The sequence below is a fragment of the Isoptericola sp. NPDC056578 genome, from assembly GCF_042793275.1.
Taxonomy (GTDB): Bacteria; Actinomycetota; Actinomycetes; order Actinomycetales; family Cellulomonadaceae; genus Isoptericola.
Genome location: NZ_JBHTVC010000032.1, coordinates 37,168 through 53,881, shown reverse-complemented (window position 1 = coordinate 53,881; position 16,714 = coordinate 37,168). Strand labels below are relative to the sequence as shown.

The window sequence follows — 16,714 nt, the reverse complement described above, 5'->3', positions numbered from 1 at the left end:
TGGGCGTGCTGGTCGCTCATCGCGACCACCCTCGCCGAACGCGGGCGGCGGCGCCACCGTCCTCGCCGGTGGCGCCGCCGTCGCGGGTGTGACACCGCCCTCACGGACGGCGTCGGGCGTCAGGAGCGCACGGCGCGCAGCGTCGTCAGCGCGATCCCCGCGGCGACGAGCACCGCGACGAAGCCGATCGCGGACGTCACGACGACGCCGCTGCCGAACGCCGCGTGCGCGGAGTCCAGCAGCGCCTGCGCCTGGCCGGCCGGCAGGTCGGCCGCCACGCTCGTCGCGCCGCCGAGGGTCTCGGCGGCCGACGCCGCGTCCGCGGCGGGCACGCCCGACGGCACCACGACGTTCGCGTGGTACGACCCGGTGAGGATCCCGCCGAGGACGGCGGTGCCCAGCACCGCGCCGACCTCGTACGCGGTCTCGGAGATCGCCGAGGCGGCGCCCGCCCTGGCGGCGGGGACCGTCGAGACGATGAGGTCGTTGGAGACGGTCTCGGCCGACCCCACGCCGATCGCCAGGACGACGAACGCGAGCCCGAGCCAGCCGGCCTCGCCGCGCCCGGCGACGAGCGCCGTGACGAGGTAGCCGACGGCGGACAGCGCCAGCCCGGCCGCGACGACGTGCGACGGTCGCACGCGGCGCACGACCTTCACCACGGCCAGGCCGGCGACGACCATCGCCACGGTGCCCGGCAGCAGCACGAGCCCCGCCTGCACGGGCGAGAGCCCGATGACGAGCTGCAGGTCCTGCGACACGAAGAACAGGAAGCCGACCAGCGAGAACACCGACAGCAGGTTCACCAGCACGCTGCCGGTGAAGGCGGGCACCGCGAAGAGGCGCACGTCGAGCATCGGGTTCCGGCGGCGCAGCTGCCGGCGCACGAAGAGCACGCCCATGAGCAGCCCGACCGCGATCGACGCGAGGCCCAGGGAGGGCAGCGCGCCCTTGGCGAGCGTCTTGATGCCGAACACGACCGGGGTCATCGCCGCCATGACCAGGACGATCGAGACCGGGTCGACCGGGCCCGGGGCCGGGTCGCGCGACTCGGGCACGAAGACCGGCGCGAGCACGAGCAGCAGGGCCAGCACCGGCACGGCGAGGAGGAACACGGAGCCCCACCAGAAGTGCTCGAGCAGCAGGCCGCCGACGATCGGTCCCACGGCCGAGCCCGCCGCGAAGCCCGCGGCCCAGATCGCGATGGCGAGGCGACGCTCGTCGCGGTCGGTGAACACGTTGCGCAGCAGCGACAGCGTGGACGGCATGAGCATCGCACCGAAGAAGCCGAGGCCCGCGCGGCCGGCGATCAGCGCGCCCGCGGTCGGCGCGAAGGCCGCGACGGCGGACACGACGGCGAAGCCGACGGCCCCGATCAGGAGCAGGCGGCGGCGGCCGACGCGGTCGGCGACGGAGCCCATCGGCACGAGGAGGCCGGCGAGCACGAGCGGGTAGACGTCGACGATCCACAGCAGCTGCGTGCCGCCCGGGGCGAGTGCCTCCGAGATCTGCGGCAGGGCGAAGCTGAGGACCGTGTTGTCGATCGAGACGAGCAGCACCGGCAGCATCAGCACGGCGAGGGCCGCCCAGCGACGCCCGGCGCCGGCGGGGCGCGCGGGGGCGAGGCGGCTCGTGGCCGAGGGAGTGGGGTGCGTCGTCACCTGGGTCTGAGCCATGAACCTGAGGTGCCTTTCACACGCTGCGGACGGCCGGGGCGACATGGTGATGCCGAACTTCCGCACCGTCCAGCCGGTACAGTAACACCTCGCCACTAGGCTGTCGACATGCCTCCCGCCCCCGCCGCCCGAGCCAAGGTCCTGCGCGCGTTCGCCGAGCTCCTCGTCGAGTCCGGGGAGCGAGCCGCGACGCTCGACGCGGTGGCCGAGCGGGCCGGCGTGTCCAAGGGCGGCCTGCTCTACCACTTCCCCTCCAAGGACGCCCTCGTCGAAGGGCTGCTCGACCACCTGGCCGTCCTCACCGCCGCCGACGTCGACGCCATGCGCACCGCCCCCGAGGGCGCGACCGACTACCTGCTGCGCACCTCGACCGTCATCGGCGGCGAGTTCGAGGTCGTGTACCTCGCCGCGTCCCGGGTCGCGCAGGGCGCCTCCCCGCGCGCCCGCGCCGTCCTCGACGACGCGCAGACCGCCTGGACGGCCGCCGTCCAGGACGAGCTGGGCGACCCCGTGCTCGCGCGGGCCGTCTCCCTCATGGGCGAGGGCCTCTACACCCTCGCCTCCGTCGGCGCGACCGGCCCGGACGACCACGAGATCGACGAGCTGCTGACGCTCGTGCGCGAGATCGCCGCCGCCCGCGCCCCCGCCCGGGGCGCCCCGGCGTGACAGGGCGGGCTCAGCCCGTCTTGCGCTCCGCCGTCTTCGTCGTGGGCGTCTTCTTCGCGGGCGCCTTCTTGGCCGGGGCCTTCTTCGCGGGCGCCTTCTTCGCGGGCGCCTTCTTCGCCGCAGGCTTCGTCGCCGGGGCCTTCTTCTTCGCGGGGGCCTTCTCCTCCGCCTCGCCCTTCGACCCGCCCTTCGACCCGCCCTTCGACCCGCCCTTCGAACCCGAGACGCTCCGGCGCAGCGCCTCCATGAGGTCGATGACGTCCGCGTCCTCCTTCTCGGGCTGCTCGCCGAACGTCTCGGAGGTGTCGAGCGCGTCGCCCTGCTCGATCTTGGCGTCGATGAGCTGGCGCAGCTGCACCTGGTACTCGTCCTCGTACTCCTCGGGCGCGAAGTCGGCCTCGTAGCTCGCGACGAGCTGGCCGGACATCGCCAGCTCCTTGTCGGACACCGTCACGGACCCGTCGAGCGAGGGGAACGCGGCCTCGCGCACCTCGTCCGCCCACAGCAGGGTCTGCATCACCAGCACCTCGTCGCGCACGCGCATCGCCGCCAGCCGGGTGCGCTGGCGCAGCGCGAACTTCACGATCGCCGTGCGGTCCGTCTCCTCGAGCGTCCGGCGCAGCAGCACGTACGCCTTCGGGCTCTTGGAGTCCGGCTCGAGGTAGTAGGTGCGGTCGAGCATGATCGGGTCGATCTGGTCGCTCGGCACGAACTCGACGACCTCGATCTCCCGGTTCGCCTCCGCCGGCAGCGCCGCGAAGTCGTCCTTCGTGAGCACCACGGTCCGCTCGCCGTCGTCGTAGGCGCGGTCGATGTGCTGGTACGGCACCTCCTCGCCGTCCAGCTCGCACACCCGCCGGTAGCGGATGCGCCCTCCGTCCTCGTCGTGCACCTGGTGCAGCGGCACGTCGTGGTCCTCGGTCGCGCTGTACAGCTTGACCGGCACGTTGACCAGGCCGAAGGTCACAGCGCCCTTCCAGATCGCCCTCATGCGACCATCGTCACGCGAGCCGCCGGACCCCGCCAGCGTGCGCCGGCGCCGGCCGGGCGGATGTCGGACGCCGCGCCTACGGTCTCGCCATGGACACCGCCACGACGCGCGAGGTCGCGCACGCCTACGCCGCGACGCTGGAGCGCCGCGACTGGGCCGCCTTCGGCGCACTCCTCGACCCCGACGTCGTCTACGAGATGCCGCAGAGCCGCGAGCGGATCCGCGGCCGCGACGCGTACCTCCGTTTCAACCAGGAGTACCCCGGCGACTGGCACCTGACCGTGCGGCACGTGGTCGCGGACGGCGCCCGGGCCGCCCTGTGGCTCGACGCGCGCGTGGGCGACGAGCGGATGATCGCGAACGTCTGGCTCGACGTCTCCGACGACGGCCTGGTCCGGCGCGTCACCGACATCTGGCCCGAGCCGTCCGAGCCGCCGGCCGGGCGCGAGCACCTGGTCGAGCGGTACGACGCCGGCTGACGGGCCGGTCCGACCGGCCGGGGCGTCAGCCGACGAGGCCGAGCACGCCCACGACGCCCACCAGCAGGGCGAGCAGCATCGAGACGCCCACCAGCACGGCGTGCACGGTGAAGAACCGGGTAGGGCGACCGGCGTCGTCGCGGGCGCGGGGGTCCTTGGTCACGCGGCGCCAGAACGAGGGCCACACCGCCAGGTTCCACAGGGCGGCGACGAGCAGGACGACGGACCAGACGACGGGGATCTCCACGGTGTCGAGTATCGGCCACGACCCGTCCGGCGAGGAAACCCTCAGGCGAGCAGGCCGCCCTGCAGCGCCAGGAGCACCGCCCGGGTGCGGTCCTTGGCGCCGAGCTTGAGCAGCACGTTGGACACGTGGTTCTTCACGGTGCCTTCCGCGAGGTAGAGGGCGTCCGCGATCTCGCGGTTCGACCACCCCTGGGCCATGAGGCGCAGCACCTCCCGCTCCCGCCCGGTGAGCTCCGCCGGCGCGACGTCGGCCGGCGCGGGCCCGGAGCGGACCGCCCGCAGCAGGCGCGCCGTCACCGCGGGCTGCACCAGGGTGTCGCCCGCGGCCAGGGTCCGCACCGCGTCCGCGAGCTGCTCCAGCGTCACGTCCTTGAGCAGGTAGCCCCGCGCCCCCGCCTGCAGCGCACGCAGCACGAGAGCGTCGTCGTCGAACGTCGTCAGGACGAGGACCGCGACCTCCGGCCCGGCGGCGCGCAGCGTCTCCAGCGCCCAGATCCCGTCGCGGCCGGGCATCCGCAGGTCGAGCAGCAGCACGTCGGGCTCGTGCTCCCGGACCGCGTCGACCGCCGTCGCGCCGTCCTCGGCCTCCGCGACCACGTCGATGCCGCCCGCGATCTCCAGCAGGCTGCGGATGCCGTGCCGCACGAGCGTCTGGTCGTCGGCGAGCACGAGGCGCACGCGGTCGCGCGGCCCCCCGGGCGCGGGGCCCGCCGTCACGACGCCGCCCGCGCGGCGAGGCGTGCCCGCACCGTGAACCCCGCCGACGCGTCGAACGTCGCGCCCCCGCCCAGGGCCTCGGCCCGTTCGACGATGCCCGCGAGCCCGTGCCCGATCCGGACCGGCTCCGAGCCGAGGCCGTCGTCGCGGGCGACGAGGGTGAGGGCGCCGTCGTCGTCCGCCGCGACCTCGATCCGCAGCACCGTCGCCATCTCCGCGTGCCGCACGGCGTTGGTCACGACCTCCTGGGTGACGCGGACCAGGGCCGCCGTCTGTTCCTCGTCCGCGACGACGTCCTCGGCGACGTCGACCTCGACCCGCGGGGACGGCACGGCGGAGGCGACGGCGGCGAGGGCCTCGCGCAGGTCCGGCGCGCGGCGGCGCAGCTCGCCCACCGTGGCACGGACGTCGCCGAGGAGCTCGCGCGCCACGGTGCGGGCCCGCTCCACGTGCTCCGCCGCGCGCTCGGGCGGCAGGTGCGCCGCGGACTCGAGCTCCAGCGTCAGCACCGTGAGCTGGTGCCCGATGAGGTCGTGCAGCTCGCGGGAGATGCGCAGGCGCTCGGACGCGCGGGTCGCCTCCTCGCCCAGCACCGCCGCCGCGGCGAGCTCCGCGTGGGCGACGGTCAGCTCGGTGCGCATCCGTTGCTCGCGCTGCAGCGCCACGCTCACCGCCGCGCTGGCCACCTGCAGCAGGAGGTAGAGCCCGAGCGACAGCACGATCTCGAAGGGCCGCGCGTCCCCCGGGGCGAGCAGGAAGGCGACGAGCAGGGCCAGCGTGTTCGCCACGATCACGGCGACGACCACGCGCGTCGGACCGACGTACGTGCTCAGCGCGGCACCGAAGACCAGCAGGATGGGCAGCCAGCCGATCCCGGGCACCGTGATCACGAGGGCCGCGGTCAGCAGCGCCTGTGCCGCGAGACCGGCGTAGGCGGCGCGGGTGCGGGGCGGCCGCAGGACGACGACGACCGTCGCGGCGAGCCACGCGAGCGCCAGCAGCACCCAGACGGCGAGCGGCACGAGCATCCGGTCCGGCTCCGCCACGAAGGGCACGGGCACGACGACCGCCAGGCAGACGACGAGGATCGTCAGCCCGGACGTCTCCTCGGGTCCCAGCCGGCGCACGGTCCCCACGCTATCCGGCGAGGCGGGACGACGAGGAGTGCCGGAAGTCATGGGCGCAGGTCGTGACCGGCGGCACGCGCGACGGCGCCGGCCGCGTCCGTAGCGTCGCCGCCATGACCGCACTCGTGGCGCAGCACCTGCGCAAGACCTATCGCACCCGGGGCCGCGGCCGCCCACCGGTGGTCGCCCTCGACGACGTGAGCCTCTCCGTGGGACCGGGCGAGGTGGCCGGCGTGCTCGGCCGCAACGGCGCCGGCAAGTCCACCACCGTGGAGCTCCTGGCCGGCGCCCGGTCCCCGGACTCCGGGCGGGTGCGGGTGCTCGGGCTCGACCCGCGCACGGACCGCGGCCGGGTGCGCGGCGTGCTCGGCGTCCAGCTGCAGGGCGCGTACCTCCACGGCGCGCTGACGGTCCTCGAGCTCGTGCGCCTGTACCGGTCCTTCTACCCGCGCGGCCTGGACCCCGACCTGCTCGTCGAGCGCGTCGGCCTGGGCGCCTCGCGCGACGTCCGCTTCGAGAAGCTGTCGGGCGGGCAGCAGCAGCGGGTCTCGGTCGCGCTGGCCCTCGTGGGCGCGCCGCGGGCCGTCATCCTCGACGAGCTCACCACCGGCCTGGACCCCGAGGCGCGGCGCAGCATGTGGTCGCTGGTCGAGGACCTGCGGGCCGACGGCGTCACCGTCCTGCTCGTCAGCCACCTCATGGAGGAGGTGGAGCGGCTCTGCGACCACGTGACGATCCTCGACGCCGGCCGTGTCGTGGCGCGCGGCACCGCCGCCGAGCTGATCGACCTGGCCGGCCTGCGGCCCACCGTCACCCTGCGCACCGACGACCCCGGCGCCGCCGACCTCCTGACCCGGCTGCCCGTCGTCGAGCACGTCGACGCGACCGGCCCGCGGCTCGTCGTCGCCGGCGCCGCGGCGGCGGGGACGACGGCGGCGGACGATCCGTCCCGCGGCGACCTGCTGCACGCGGTGGGCGCAGCGCTCGCCGCCGCGGGCGTGGTCGCGACCGAGACGCAGCTGCGCCGGCCCACCCTCGACGACGCGTTCCTCGCCCTCACCGGAAGCCCCCTGGAGGCATCATGACCACCGCCCGCCATCCCACCACCCCCCGCGTGCTGGAGCTGCCCGAGCCGGGCGCTCCCTCGCGCCCGGTGCGGCCCGGTGCGGGGGCGTGGCTCGCGCTCACGGTCGCCGAGGCTCGGATGGTGGCCCGCGACACGGCCGGGCTCGTGATCCCGCTCGGGATGCCGTTGCTCATCCTCGTGATGAACGGGCTGGCGCCGGGCCTGGACCAGGTCGTCCCCGGGACGGGCGGGCGCACGCCGCTGGACGTCTACGTGATCCCGCTGACGCTGACGATGGTGGTCGCGACGGTCGGCGTGATCAACATGCCGAGCTTCCTCGCCTACTACCGCCGCTCCGGGATCCTCAAGCGCCTCGGCGTCACCCCGGCGTCCCCGGCGATGGTGCTCGGCGCGCAGGCCTTCGTCGGGGTGGTGCAGATCCTGCTGGGCATCGCCATCGCCCTCGGCGTCGCGTTCGTGTGGCTGGGCGCCTCGCCGCCGGCCGACCCGTGGGTGGCGGCGGGCGTGCTGGCGCTGGCGATCGCCGCGATGTACGCGGTCGGGATGTTCGTGGCCGCCGTCGCGCCGACGCCGGGTTCCGCGGTGGCGATCGGCCTCGTCGCGTTCTTCGGCCTCGCGGCGCTCGGCGGGATGTTCGGGTCGCGGGAGAACCTGCCCGACGCGCTCGCCACGCTGGGCGGCTGGCTCCCCTTCGGCGCCTCCGTCGACGCGCTCGGCGCGGCGTGGGCCGGCGTCGCGTTGCCGGGGTCCGCCCTCGTCGGGTTGGGGGCGACCACCGTCGTCGCGGGCGGCGCGGCGGCCGCGTGGTTCCGCTGGGAGTGACGGCCCCGGGCGGCGCACGCGCGGCCCGGGGCCGGTGGCCTCAGAGGCCGACCGCGTCCAGCTTCGCGGAGAGCTCGGCGTCCGTGGGCTCGACGAAGAACTCGCCGTCGGGGAAGACGACCACGGGGATGTTCTTGCGGCCGCTGATCGCCTCGGCGTCGTCGGCCCGCGTGGGGTCGGCGACGAGGTCCACGTTCACGTACTCGACGCCGCGGGTGTCGAGCACGCGCTTGGCGCGGCGGCAGTCGCCGCACCACGTGGCCCCGTACATCGTGAGGGTCGCGGGGCGGCGGAGGTCGGTCGTGGTGTCGTCGGTCATGCGCAGCACCATACCCCCATGGGGTTAGTGAGCGGAGAATCCGCCGTCCACGAACAGTGACTGTCCGGTCACATAGCCGGACGCCGGGCCGGCGAGGAAGACGGCGGCGCCGGCGAAGTCGTCGGGCAGCCCGTTGCGGCCCACCATCGTGCGGGCCGCGAGCGCCTCGACCCGCGCCGGGTCGGACTGCAGCCGGGCGTTCAGCGGCGTGAGGACGAAGCCGGGCACCAGCGTGTTGGCGGTGACGCCCCGGGACGACCAGGCCTCGGCCTGCGAGCGGGCCAGCGACTCCAGGCCGCCCTTGGACACCCCGTAGACGCCGGACTGCACGAAGGCACGGTGCGCCTGCTGGGAGGACACGTGGATCAGCCGGCCGAACCCGCGCTCCGCCATGCCGGGCCCGAAGCGCTGCCCCAGCAGGTAGGGCGCCTCGAGGTTGACGGCCATGGTCGCGTCCCAGGTGGCGTCGTCCGTCTCCCCCAGCGGCGGCCGCAGGTTGATGCCCGCAGAGCTGACCACGACGTCCGGCTCGCCGAAGACGGCGGCCGCCTCCTCGGCCGCCGCCCGCACGCCGGCCCGGGTGCTCAGGTCCGCGCTGACGCGGTCGACGGTGCAGCCGTCCGCCCGCAGCTCCGCGACCGTGTCGTCCAGCTCCGCCTCCCGCCGGGCCAGGACGACGACGCGCGCTCCGGCCCGGGCGAGCGCGCCCGCGATCGCACGCCCGATGCCGGAGCTGCCGCCGGTCACCAGAGCGGTCCGGCCGTCGAGGGAGAACAGGGAGGAGAGATAGGCGTCCGACACGGGGGAAACTCTGCCATCCCGCCGACCGTGGGCACGGCGACGGGCGTCAGCCGTCCATCGCGGCCGCCGACCACAGGAGCCAGGCGAGCTCGACCCGGTTGCGCACGCCCGCACGGTCGATCGCCGCGCTCACGTAGGCCTTGACCGTGGACTCGGCCAGGTGGAGCCGCCCGGCGATCTCGGCGTTGGTGGCGCCCTCCGCCAGCGCCTCGACGACGTCACGCTCGCGCGGTGTGAGGGCACCGAGTCGTCGTGCGGCGTCCTCGCCGGCCTGGCGCCGGGCGCGGCCTCGCCTGAGCTCCGCGGCCGCCATGTGTGCGACACCGGGCGAGAGGTAGGTCTCCGCGTCGGACCGCCCGTGGACCGCACGCAGCAGGTCGTGGGGGTCGCCCGACTTGAGGAGGAACCCGTCCACACCCAGTTCGATGGCGTCACGGACGTACTCGGACTCCCCGAAGCTGGTCAGGATCAGTACCCGGGGGGTGTCCCGTCGAGTTCGGAGCCGGCGGAGGGTCGCGATGCCGTCCAGGACCGGCATGCGCACGTCCAGGACGACGACCTCCGCGGCCCAGCGGTCGAGCAGCGCCAGCGCCTCGCGGCCGTCAGCCGCCTCGCCGACGACGGAGACGCCCGCGTCGCTGGCCAGGATCTCGCGCAGGGTCTGCCGGACCCGGGGGTCGTCGTCGACGATGGCGACCCGGACGGTGCGGGCCTCGGCAGCAGCGGTCGTCGCAGGCACAGAAGTCACAGGAGCGGCATCTCGCTCAGGTCGGTCACGCGCACGACGGTCCCGCCGTTCGTGCACACCTCGAGCGTGGCCATCGCGAGCGGCACGTTGCCGTCGGTGTACTGCCGGCAGTCCCACCCGGGCCCGGGTCCCGGCGCGCGGGCGAGCCTGACCGGCGCCTCCCGTTCGGGCAGGCGTTCCGCCGCCTCGGCGGCGGGCATGCCGACCCGGAGGGCGGCCGCGTCCACCGGTTCGACGGTGGCGTCGTGCGACGCCCACGTCCAGTAGCCGGCCCCGCCCAGCAGCACGAGGACCGCGGGAAGCACGAGCGGCCCGACGAGCGCCGCGAGCGGCCGGCGGGCGGAGCGAGGACCGGAGAACTCGGGCGCGGCCCCGGCCTCAGGTTCTGCCCCGAGCACGGCGCGTGCCGGCAGCCGCGCGACGACCCGGTGCCCGTCCGCCCGCGTGGCCACCTCCCAGGCGCCACCGATCGCCTGGACACGGCGGTGCAGGGACTCCAGACCGCCGCCCCCGCCGCCCCGCGGGTCGTCGCGGTCGACGGCGGGCGAGGGATCGCCGGACCCGTGCGTCCGGACCTCGAGGGTCACCATGTCGTCCGCGCCGCGGACCACGACGGTCACCGCGTCCCCGGGAGCGTGCCGGGCCGCGTTCGTCAGTGCCTCGCGCACCACCCGGTGCGCGGTGACGCGCGTCGACACCGACGCCCTGGTCAGCACGTCCGGGTCGCCGACGAGGTGCACGTCCGCGCCCGCGCGGCGGAACCGCTCGATCACCGCGGCGACGTCGGCCTCGGCCGGGTCGGTCCAGGGCGTGCGGTGCAGCGTGGCCACCGTCTCGTGCAGCATCACGACGGCCCGCTCCGCGTCGCTGCGCACCTGGCCGGCCAGCACCGACTCGTCCCCGGTGGTGCGGAGCTGCAGCAGGGCGGCCCGCATCCCGATCACGCTCAGCTCGTGGCCGACCAGGTCGTGCACCTCGTCGGCGAGCTGCCGGCGCTCGGCGAGCCGTCGCGCCGCCTCCCGCTCGCGGCGGTAGCGGTCCCGGAGGTCGCGGTAGCGGACCACGCCGTACAGGCCCGTGCCACCGATCAGCAGGGCGAGCTCGCCGAACGCGAGCAGGATCCAGCTCCGGGACTGCCAGGCCAACGCGCCCACGACGACCTGGGCCGCGACCAGGAGCACCGGCAGCCAGCGTGCTGCACCGGACCGAGCCATCGGGACGAGGTTAGGCGTCACGCCGCTCCACGCTCACCACGGCCGCGCCGACGCTCGCGACGACCCAGGCGAGGAGCACCAGCAGGGCCGCCCACCGGGCGTACGGGTCACCGGTGCCGGAGACGAGCGCACTGCCCGCCACCCCCGGGAACACCTTGCCCGTCGCCGCCGGGGCCGCCAGGGTGAGGACCAGCAGCACGAAGGCCGCGCTCAGCGCGGCCACCCCGCTCCGCGTGAGGAACCCGAGGGCCACGGCGACCATCGCCGCGCACGCGAACACGCCCGCCGTCACGACGGCCGCCTCCGCCGCCGGGACCGTGGCCCGTGGCGCGCCGCCCAGGGCGAGGTCTGTCGCCGCGAGGCCCAGGGGGCCGGTCAGCAGGCCGGTGAACCCGCCGAGGAGCCCCGCGACGGCGGCCTTGGTGAGCACCACCACCCACCGGCGTGGGTGGGACAGGAACGTGGTGGCGATCTGGCCGCTGGCGTACTCGGGCGTCACGAGCTGGAGGGCCGCCAGCACGACGACCAGCTGCGCGAACACGGCGGACGACGCCAGGATCTCCGGGACGGGCACCAGGGTGCCGGCGGGGAGCTCCCCGGTCTGCATCGCGCGGACCTGGTCGTTCGCCAGGGTGAACGCCGTGGCCACGGCGAGCAGCACCGCCCCCGCGAGGCAGGCGGCCGGCGCGCGCACCGACCACGCCTTCCCCCACTCCGAGCGGACCAGGTCGACCACGGCCGACGTCGCGGCTCCCACCTCGACGGTGGCGTTCCTCCCGGACATCAGCGGGCCTCCACGCCGGTGACCTGCTGACCCCGGTCGCCGACCAGCGTCAGGTACCCCGCCTCGAGGTCCGCCGTCTCCCGCGCCAGGTGCAGCACCGTGAGATCGGCGCCGCGGGCCGCGAGCCCCACCTCCCGCTCGGTCGCGCCGGTGACCCGCCACGCCCCGTCGTCGCCCTGGTCGTCGACGGGCCGGATCGTGGCGGCGGGCAGCAGCGCCCGCAGCCGATCGCCCGCGCCGTGCTCCGCCGTCCGCAGGACCACCTCGTCGCGAGCCCGACCCGCGAGCTCGGCGACCGTCGTGTCGGCGAGCAGGCGCCCGCCGCCGAGCACGACGACCCGGTCCGCCACCAGCTGCACCTCGCTCATCAGATGGCTGGAGACCAGCACGGTGCGTCCCTGGTCGGCGAGCTGCCGCAACAGCTCCCGGATCCACCGGACGCCGTCGGTGTCCAGCCCGTTCACCGGTTCGTCCAGGACGAGGGCCGCCGGGTCGCCCAGCAGCGCGCCGGCGAGGCCCAGCCGCTGGCCCATGCCCAGGGAGAAGCCGCCCGCCGCGCGGTGCCCGACCTCCGCGAGCCCGGTCAGCTCCAGCACCTCGTCGACGCGCGCCCGCGGCAGGCCGTGGGTCTGCGCCACGCTCCTCAGGTGGGCACGGGCCGACCGACGGCGGTGCACCGGGCGGCCGCCCAGGTGGGTGCCGATCACCCGCAGCGGCCGGCGCAGGTCCCGGTAGCGGTGGCCGGCCACGGTCGCGGACCCGCCGGTGGGACGGTCCAGACCTACCAGGAGCCGCAGGAGCGTCGACTTGCCCGCCCCGTTGGGCCCGAGGAGCCCGGTCACCGTCCCTTCCTCGACGCCGAAGGACACGTGGTCCAGTGCCGTCACCGGTCCGTAGCGTTTGCTGATCCCTGCGAACTGAAGCATGGGCCACACGATGGCCGCTCCGCCCTCGCGCCCGGTACCGACGAAAGTACGGAACGCCGGCCGGGCCCTCTCACTCGTCGCCGCGGACCAGACGGACGTCGGGGAGCACCTCGACGAGCCGAACGTGCTGTAGTCGAGCGAGTAGAGCCTGCCGTCCTCCACCCAGAGCTCGAGGACACCGAGACCGTCGTCCCCGTCGAGCACCTCGAGAGAGGCGATCGGGCCGCCGTCGTGCGGAGGGATCCTCGGCAGACCCGGTACGGCCGGGACGCCGAGGAGGAAGCACGCGTCGCCCTCGTGGTCCTTGCCGCCCCACCGCGCGTGCGCGAGCTGTGCCCTGGCCTCCGCGGCACCGCGCCACGGCCCCGCGCAGACCCGCTCCAGGAGCGCGCGCTCGTGGGCCGTCAGCGCCGTTCCCGGTGCGCGGGGTGCCTCGACGGGCGGGGCGTCGATGCCGGACATCGTGGCAGACCGGGACGGCCCGCGTCCGCCGGGCAGGAGGGTGCGTGCCGCCCGTCCCCCGGCGTGAGGCGACCACCGGGGCACGTCGCTAGTGTCGCCCCATGTTCGACGGCTTCCGGCAGGACAGGGTTGACCTTCCCGAGGTGACGGTGCGGGTGCGGCACGGCGGCACGGGAACGCCGGTGGTGCTGCTGCACGGGCACCCCCGGACCCACACGACGTGGCACGCCGTCGCGCCTCTGCTCACGCAGCAGCACACCGTGGTCTGCCCCGACCTCCGCGGCTACGGGAGGTCGACCCTGCCGCCCGACGCGCCCGACCACGCGCAGTCCAGCAAGCGGGCGATGGCCCGGGACGTCGTCGACCTGATGTCCGCCCTGGGCCACGACAGCTTCGCCGTGGTGGGCCACGACCGCGGGTCGCTGGTCGCCTTCCGCACCGCCATGGACCACCCGCAGCGGGTCACGCACCTCGTCGTCATGGACGGGCTGCCCGTCGTCGAGCACCTGGAGCGGACGGACGCGCGGTTCGCCCGCGCCTGGTGGCACTGGTGGTTCCTCGCCCAGGACGAGAAGCCCGCCGAGCGCGTCATCGACGCCGACCCCGACGCCTGGTACCGCACGCCACCGCCGGAGGTCATCGGGCCCGGGAACCATGCCGACGTGTGGGACGCGCTGCGGGACCCCGCCGTCGTGCACGGGATGTGCGAGGACTATCGCGCGGGGCTCGGCATCGACCGACGCCACGACGAGGACGACCGCGCGGCGGGGCGACGGGTGGGATGCCCGACGCTCCTGCTCGAGTCGACCGAGGACGACCTGGACATCCACGGCGACCCCGCCGCCATCTGGGAGCCGTGGCTCGACCGGCCGCTGCGGCACCGCCTCATCCGGTCCGGCCACCACCAGGCCGAGGAGGCTCCCGGCGAGGTGGCCGCCGCCCTGCGGGAGTTCCTCGCCCCCGCGTGACCCGGCGGTCGCCCTGGCGCCTCCTGATGGTCGGCGTCCCCGCCCGAGGCGCGCGCATCGACCCCTCGCGCGACGATGTCCGCATGGCACGCGCGTCGTCGAGCAAGCCGCAGACCGTCACGGTCGACGACCGCCGCCTGCAGCTGACGAACCTGGACAAGGTGTACTACCCGGCCACGGGGACGACGAAGGGCGAGGTGTTGCAGTACCTCGCCCAGGTGGCACCGGCGCTGCTGCGGCACGCGGCGTACCGCCCGGCGACGCGCAAGCGGTGGCCGGACGGCGTCGCCGGGCAGATGTTCTTCCAAAAGAACCTGGACGCGTCGACGCCGTCGTGGGTGCCGCGGCGCTCGATCAAGCACCGCACGTCGACCAACGACTACGTGCTGGTCAACGACCTCGCCACGCTGACGTGGCTGGGTCAGACGGCCACCCTCGAGATCCACGTGCCGCAGTGGCGGTTCGGCCGCACGGGCACGCCGATGCCCCCGGACCGCCTGGTCCTCGACCTCGACCCGGGGCCGGGCGCGGGCCTGGCCGAGTGCGCCGAGGTCGCGCGGCTGGCGCGCGACATCCTGCGCGGCATGGACCTCGACCCGCTGCCCGTGACGAGCGGCTCCAAGGGCATCCACCTGTACGCGGCGCTGGTCGGTCACGACGACTCCCTCACCGCGGACGCCGTCTCGGCGGTGGCGCACGAGCTCGCGCGCCACCTGGAGTCGGAGCACCCGGACCTCGTCGTCAGCGACATGAAGAAGTCGCTGCGCGCGGGCAAGGTGCTCGTCGACTGGTCGCAGAACAACGGCGCCAAGACCACCATCGCGCCGTACTCGCTGCGGGGCCGCGACGAGCCGACCGTCGCCGCGCCGCGCACCTGGGACGAGCTCGACGACCCCGACCTGCGCCACCTCACCTTCACGGAGGTGGTCGAGCGCCTGGAGCGCGACGGCGACCTCCTGGAGCCCCTGGCGGCCGGGCACCTGGCCCAGCTCGAGCCCACGCCGGAGCGCATGGCGACGTTCGAGCGCACGCCGGCCGAGAAGCTCGAGACGTATCGCGCCAAGCGCGACCCCGAGAAGACCCCGGAGCCGTTCGGCCCCGAGAGCCCGGACCCCCGCGACGGCGCGCCGACCTTCGTCGTCCAGGAGCACCACGCCCGCCGCCTGCACTGGGACTTCCGGCTGGAGCACGAGGGCGTCCTGGTGAGCTGGGCCCTGCCGAAGGGCGAGCCCACCGACCCGAAGCAGAACCACCTGGCCGTGCAGACCGAGGACCACCCGCTCGAGTACGGCGCGTTCGAGGGCAGCATCCCCGCGGGCGAGTACGGCGGCGGCGAGGTGACGATCTGGGACGCCGGCACCTACGACCTGGAGAAGTGGCGCGAGGACGAGGTGATCGCCGTCCTGCACAGCGAGCGGCGCGGCTCACGACGTCTCGCCCTCATCCGCACCGGCGGGCGCGGGGGCGACGACCAGAACTCGTGGCTGATCCACCGCACGAAGGCACAGCCCGGGGACGAGGACGACGGCGCGGGCGACGGCGCGGACGACGGTGGAGGCGACGGCGGTGACGCGGACGACGCCCCCGCGGGACGGTCGCCGGCCCCCGACCGTGCGCCTGACGACCACGCGCCGCCCGAGACGCCGCGCCCGATGCTCGCGACGACGGCGCCACCGGGCGAGCTCGCGCGGCTGGACCCGGACGACTGGGCGTTCGAGGTCAAGTGGGACGGCTTCCGCGCGGTGGTCGAGGTGCTGCATGGCGGCACGGACGGCGACGACGAGCGTGCCGTGCGGCTCACGTCCCGCTCGGGGCAGGACCTCACGGTGACGTTCCCGGAGCTGCGGGCGGTCGCGGAGATGGTCGCGGACGACGACCTGCCGCTGGTGCTGGACGGCGAGATCGTCGCCCTCGACGCGGACGGGCGCCCGTCGTTCCGCCGCCTCCAGCAGCGGGCGGGCCTCTCCCGGCCGCGCGACGTCGAGAAGGCGCGCCGCGCGGTCGGGGTCGACCTGGTGCTGTTCGACGTGCTGGTCGTAGGCGGGCGCGCGGTGACCGACCGGCCGTACACCGAGCGCCGCGCGGAGCTGGCGCGGGTCGTGACGCCGCGCCGCCCGGTGCACGTGCCCGACGCCCTGGACGGCACGCTCGACGAGGCGCTGGAGACCAGCCGTCTCATGCGGCTCGAAGGCGTGGTGGCCAAGCGACGCCGGTCGTCGTACACGCCGGGCCGCCGCTCGCGCGACTGGCTCAAGATCAAGCACGCCCGCACCCAGGAGGTGGTGGTCGTGGGCTGGCGCCCGCTGCATGCCGGGACGGGTCGGGAGGACGCGCGGGTAGCCGGGTCGCTGCTGCTGGCGGTGCCGGACGACGGCGGCGTGCTGCGGTACGTGGGCAAGGTCGGCACGGGGTTCAAGGAGGCGGAGCGGCGCGAGGTGGTCCGACGCCTGCGGCCCGTGGACGACGCGCCGCTCGACGGCGTGCCCCGCACCGAGGCGGTGCACGCGCGGTGGGCCGCGCCCGAGCGGGTGGCCGAGGTGACGTACGGCGACTGGACGAGCGACCCCGCCGACCTCGGCGCGACCGACGGCGCGGACGACGAGGGTCCGCGGCTGCGGCACTCGGTGTGGCGCGGGTGGCGCGACGACAAGCGCCCGGACCAGGTCGGCGTCGAGAGCTGA

At 75.2% G+C, this 16,714-nt stretch carries 17 protein-coding genes; 6 read left to right on the top strand and 11 right to left on the bottom strand.

What is annotated here, in order from left to right; genetic code table 11:
* Positions 1–119: 119 nt before the first annotated feature.
* Entirely contained in the window at positions 120–1,676 is a 1,557-nt protein-coding gene (locus ACFQ80_RS13805) for an MFS transporter (protein WP_430550108.1), read from the bottom strand.
* A gap of 108 nt (positions 1,677–1,784) precedes the next feature.
* Between ACFQ80_RS13805 and ACFQ80_RS13800 the strand changes: the two genes are divergently transcribed.
* A complete protein-coding gene (locus ACFQ80_RS13800) occupies positions 1,785–2,342 on the top strand; it encodes a TetR/AcrR family transcriptional regulator (protein WP_430564049.1) in 558 nt (185 codons plus the stop codon).
* 10 nt (positions 2,343–2,352) lie between these two features.
* Here the strand turns inward: ACFQ80_RS13800 and ACFQ80_RS13795 are convergent, their stop codons facing one another.
* A complete protein-coding gene (locus ACFQ80_RS13795; RefSeq protein WP_430564048.1) occupies positions 2,353–3,333 on the bottom strand; it encodes a Ku protein in 981 nt (326 codons plus the stop codon).
* A gap of 89 nt (positions 3,334–3,422) precedes the next feature.
* Between ACFQ80_RS13795 and ACFQ80_RS13790 the strand changes: the two genes are divergently transcribed.
* Positions 3,423–3,812: a nuclear transport factor 2 family protein gene (locus ACFQ80_RS13790; protein WP_430550111.1), complete on the top strand. Its 390-nt coding sequence runs from the start codon at positions 3,423–3,425 to the stop codon at positions 3,810–3,812.
* Positions 3,813–3,837: 25 nt separating this feature from the next.
* Here the strand turns inward: ACFQ80_RS13790 and ACFQ80_RS13785 are convergent, their stop codons facing one another.
* Genes ACFQ80_RS13785 through ACFQ80_RS13775 form a run of 3 tightly spaced genes read right to left on the bottom strand, consistent with a single transcriptional unit; the run spans position 3,838 to position 5,902 of the window.
* Positions 3,838–4,059 carry an SCO4848 family membrane protein gene (locus ACFQ80_RS13785; protein ID WP_430550112.1) on the bottom strand — a complete coding sequence of 74 codons (222 nt, stop codon included), beginning with the start codon at positions 4,057–4,059 and terminating at the stop codon, positions 3,838–3,840.
* A 41-nt stretch (positions 4,060–4,100) separates the two neighbouring features.
* Positions 4,101–4,775: a response regulator gene (locus ACFQ80_RS13780; protein WP_430564047.1), complete on the bottom strand. Its 675-nt coding sequence runs from the start codon at positions 4,773–4,775 to the stop codon at positions 4,101–4,103.
* Positions 4,772–5,902 (bottom strand): sensor histidine kinase, encoded by a 1,131-nt coding sequence (locus ACFQ80_RS13775; RefSeq protein WP_430564046.1) that lies wholly within the window; start codon positions 5,900–5,902, stop codon positions 4,772–4,774. Before ACFQ80_RS13775 ends, ACFQ80_RS13780 begins: the two co-directional genes overlap by 4 nt.
* A 113-nt stretch (positions 5,903–6,015) precedes the next feature.
* Between ACFQ80_RS13775 and ACFQ80_RS13770 the strand changes: the two genes are divergently transcribed.
* Positions 6,016–6,987, top strand: coding sequence for an ABC transporter ATP-binding protein (locus tag ACFQ80_RS13770; RefSeq protein ID WP_430550115.1), 972 nt, complete (start codon positions 6,016–6,018; stop codon positions 6,985–6,987).
* Positions 6,984–7,811, top strand: a complete 828-nt coding sequence (locus ACFQ80_RS13765) for an ABC transporter permease (RefSeq protein WP_430564045.1) — start codon at positions 6,984–6,986, stop codon at positions 7,809–7,811. Before ACFQ80_RS13770 ends, ACFQ80_RS13765 begins: the two co-directional genes overlap by 4 nt.
* 40 nt (positions 7,812–7,851) lie before the next feature.
* On the opposite strand, the gene ACFQ80_RS13760 is transcribed toward ACFQ80_RS13765, so the two are convergent.
* The 6 genes from ACFQ80_RS13760 to ACFQ80_RS13735 are packed head-to-tail and all read right to left on the bottom strand — an operon-like array spanning position 7,852 to position 13,065.
* A complete protein-coding gene (locus tag ACFQ80_RS13760; RefSeq protein ID WP_430550117.1) occupies positions 7,852–8,130 on the bottom strand; it encodes a glutaredoxin family protein in 279 nt (92 codons plus the stop codon).
* 24 nt (positions 8,131–8,154) lie between these two features.
* Positions 8,155–8,931, bottom strand: a complete 777-nt coding sequence (locus ACFQ80_RS13755; protein WP_430564044.1) for an SDR family NAD(P)-dependent oxidoreductase — start codon at positions 8,929–8,931, stop codon at positions 8,155–8,157.
* A gap of 46 nt (positions 8,932–8,977) precedes the next feature.
* The gene (locus ACFQ80_RS13750; protein WP_430564043.1) at positions 8,978–9,670 is read right to left on the bottom strand and encodes a response regulator; all 693 of its coding nucleotides are present in this window, start codon (positions 9,668–9,670) and stop codon (positions 8,978–8,980) included.
* A gap of 5 nt (positions 9,671–9,675) precedes the next feature.
* Positions 9,676–10,893: a sensor histidine kinase gene (locus ACFQ80_RS13745; RefSeq protein WP_430564042.1), complete on the bottom strand. Its 1,218-nt coding sequence runs from the start codon at positions 10,891–10,893 to the stop codon at positions 9,676–9,678.
* 10 nt (positions 10,894–10,903) lie between these two features.
* Positions 10,904–11,677, bottom strand: a complete 774-nt coding sequence (locus ACFQ80_RS13740; protein ID WP_430564041.1) for a hypothetical protein — start codon at positions 11,675–11,677, stop codon at positions 10,904–10,906.
* Positions 11,677–13,065, bottom strand: coding sequence for an ABC transporter ATP-binding protein (locus ACFQ80_RS13735; protein WP_430564040.1), 1,389 nt, complete (start codon positions 13,063–13,065; stop codon positions 11,677–11,679). Before ACFQ80_RS13735 ends, ACFQ80_RS13740 begins: the two co-directional genes overlap by 1 nt.
* 101 nt (positions 13,066–13,166) lie before the next feature.
* Between ACFQ80_RS13735 and ACFQ80_RS13730 the strand changes: the two genes are divergently transcribed.
* Positions 13,167–14,033: an alpha/beta fold hydrolase gene (locus ACFQ80_RS13730; RefSeq protein WP_430564039.1), complete on the top strand. Its 867-nt coding sequence runs from the start codon at positions 13,167–13,169 to the stop codon at positions 14,031–14,033.
* An 83-nt stretch (positions 14,034–14,116) separates the two neighbouring features.
* On the top strand, positions 14,117–16,714 hold the full coding sequence (locus ACFQ80_RS13725) for an ATP-dependent DNA ligase (protein ID WP_430564038.1): 2,598 nt from the start codon (positions 14,117–14,119) through the stop codon (positions 16,712–16,714).

Excerpts from the sequence above, each read along its gene's own strand:
- ACFQ80_RS13795 (WP_430564048.1), bottom strand. The coding sequence starts at position 3,333 with ATGAGGGCGATCTGGAAGGGCGCTGTGACCTTCGGCCTGGTCAACGTG.
- ACFQ80_RS13730 (WP_430564039.1), top strand. The coding sequence starts at position 13,167 with ATGTTCGACGGCTTCCGGCAGGACAGGGTTGACCTTCCCGAGGTGACG.
- ACFQ80_RS13735 (WP_430564040.1), bottom strand. The coding sequence starts at position 13,065 with ATGTCCGGCATCGACGCCCCGCCCGTCGAGGCACCCCGCGCACCGGGA.
- ACFQ80_RS13740 (WP_430564041.1), bottom strand. The coding sequence starts at position 11,677 with ATGTCCGGGAGGAACGCCACCGTCGAGGTGGGAGCCGCGACGTCGGCC.
- ACFQ80_RS13760 (WP_430550117.1), bottom strand. The coding sequence starts at position 8,130 with ATGACCGACGACACCACGACCGACCTCCGCCGCCCCGCGACCCTCACG.
- ACFQ80_RS13800 (WP_430564049.1), top strand. The coding sequence starts at position 1,785 with ATGCCTCCCGCCCCCGCCGCCCGAGCCAAGGTCCTGCGCGCGTTCGCC.
- ACFQ80_RS13790 (WP_430550111.1), top strand. The coding sequence starts at position 3,423 with ATGGACACCGCCACGACGCGCGAGGTCGCGCACGCCTACGCCGCGACG.
- ACFQ80_RS13725 (WP_430564038.1), top strand. The coding sequence starts at position 14,117 with ATGGCACGCGCGTCGTCGAGCAAGCCGCAGACCGTCACGGTCGACGAC.
- ACFQ80_RS13765 (WP_430564045.1), top strand. The coding sequence starts at position 6,984 with ATGACCACCGCCCGCCATCCCACCACCCCCCGCGTGCTGGAGCTGCCC.
- ACFQ80_RS13770 (WP_430550115.1), top strand. The coding sequence starts at position 6,016 with ATGACCGCACTCGTGGCGCAGCACCTGCGCAAGACCTATCGCACCCGG.
- ACFQ80_RS13805 (WP_430550108.1), bottom strand. The coding sequence starts at position 1,676 with ATGGCTCAGACCCAGGTGACGACGCACCCCACTCCCTCGGCCACGAGC.
- ACFQ80_RS13745 (WP_430564042.1), bottom strand. The coding sequence starts at position 10,893 with ATGGCTCGGTCCGGTGCAGCACGCTGGCTGCCGGTGCTCCTGGTCGCG.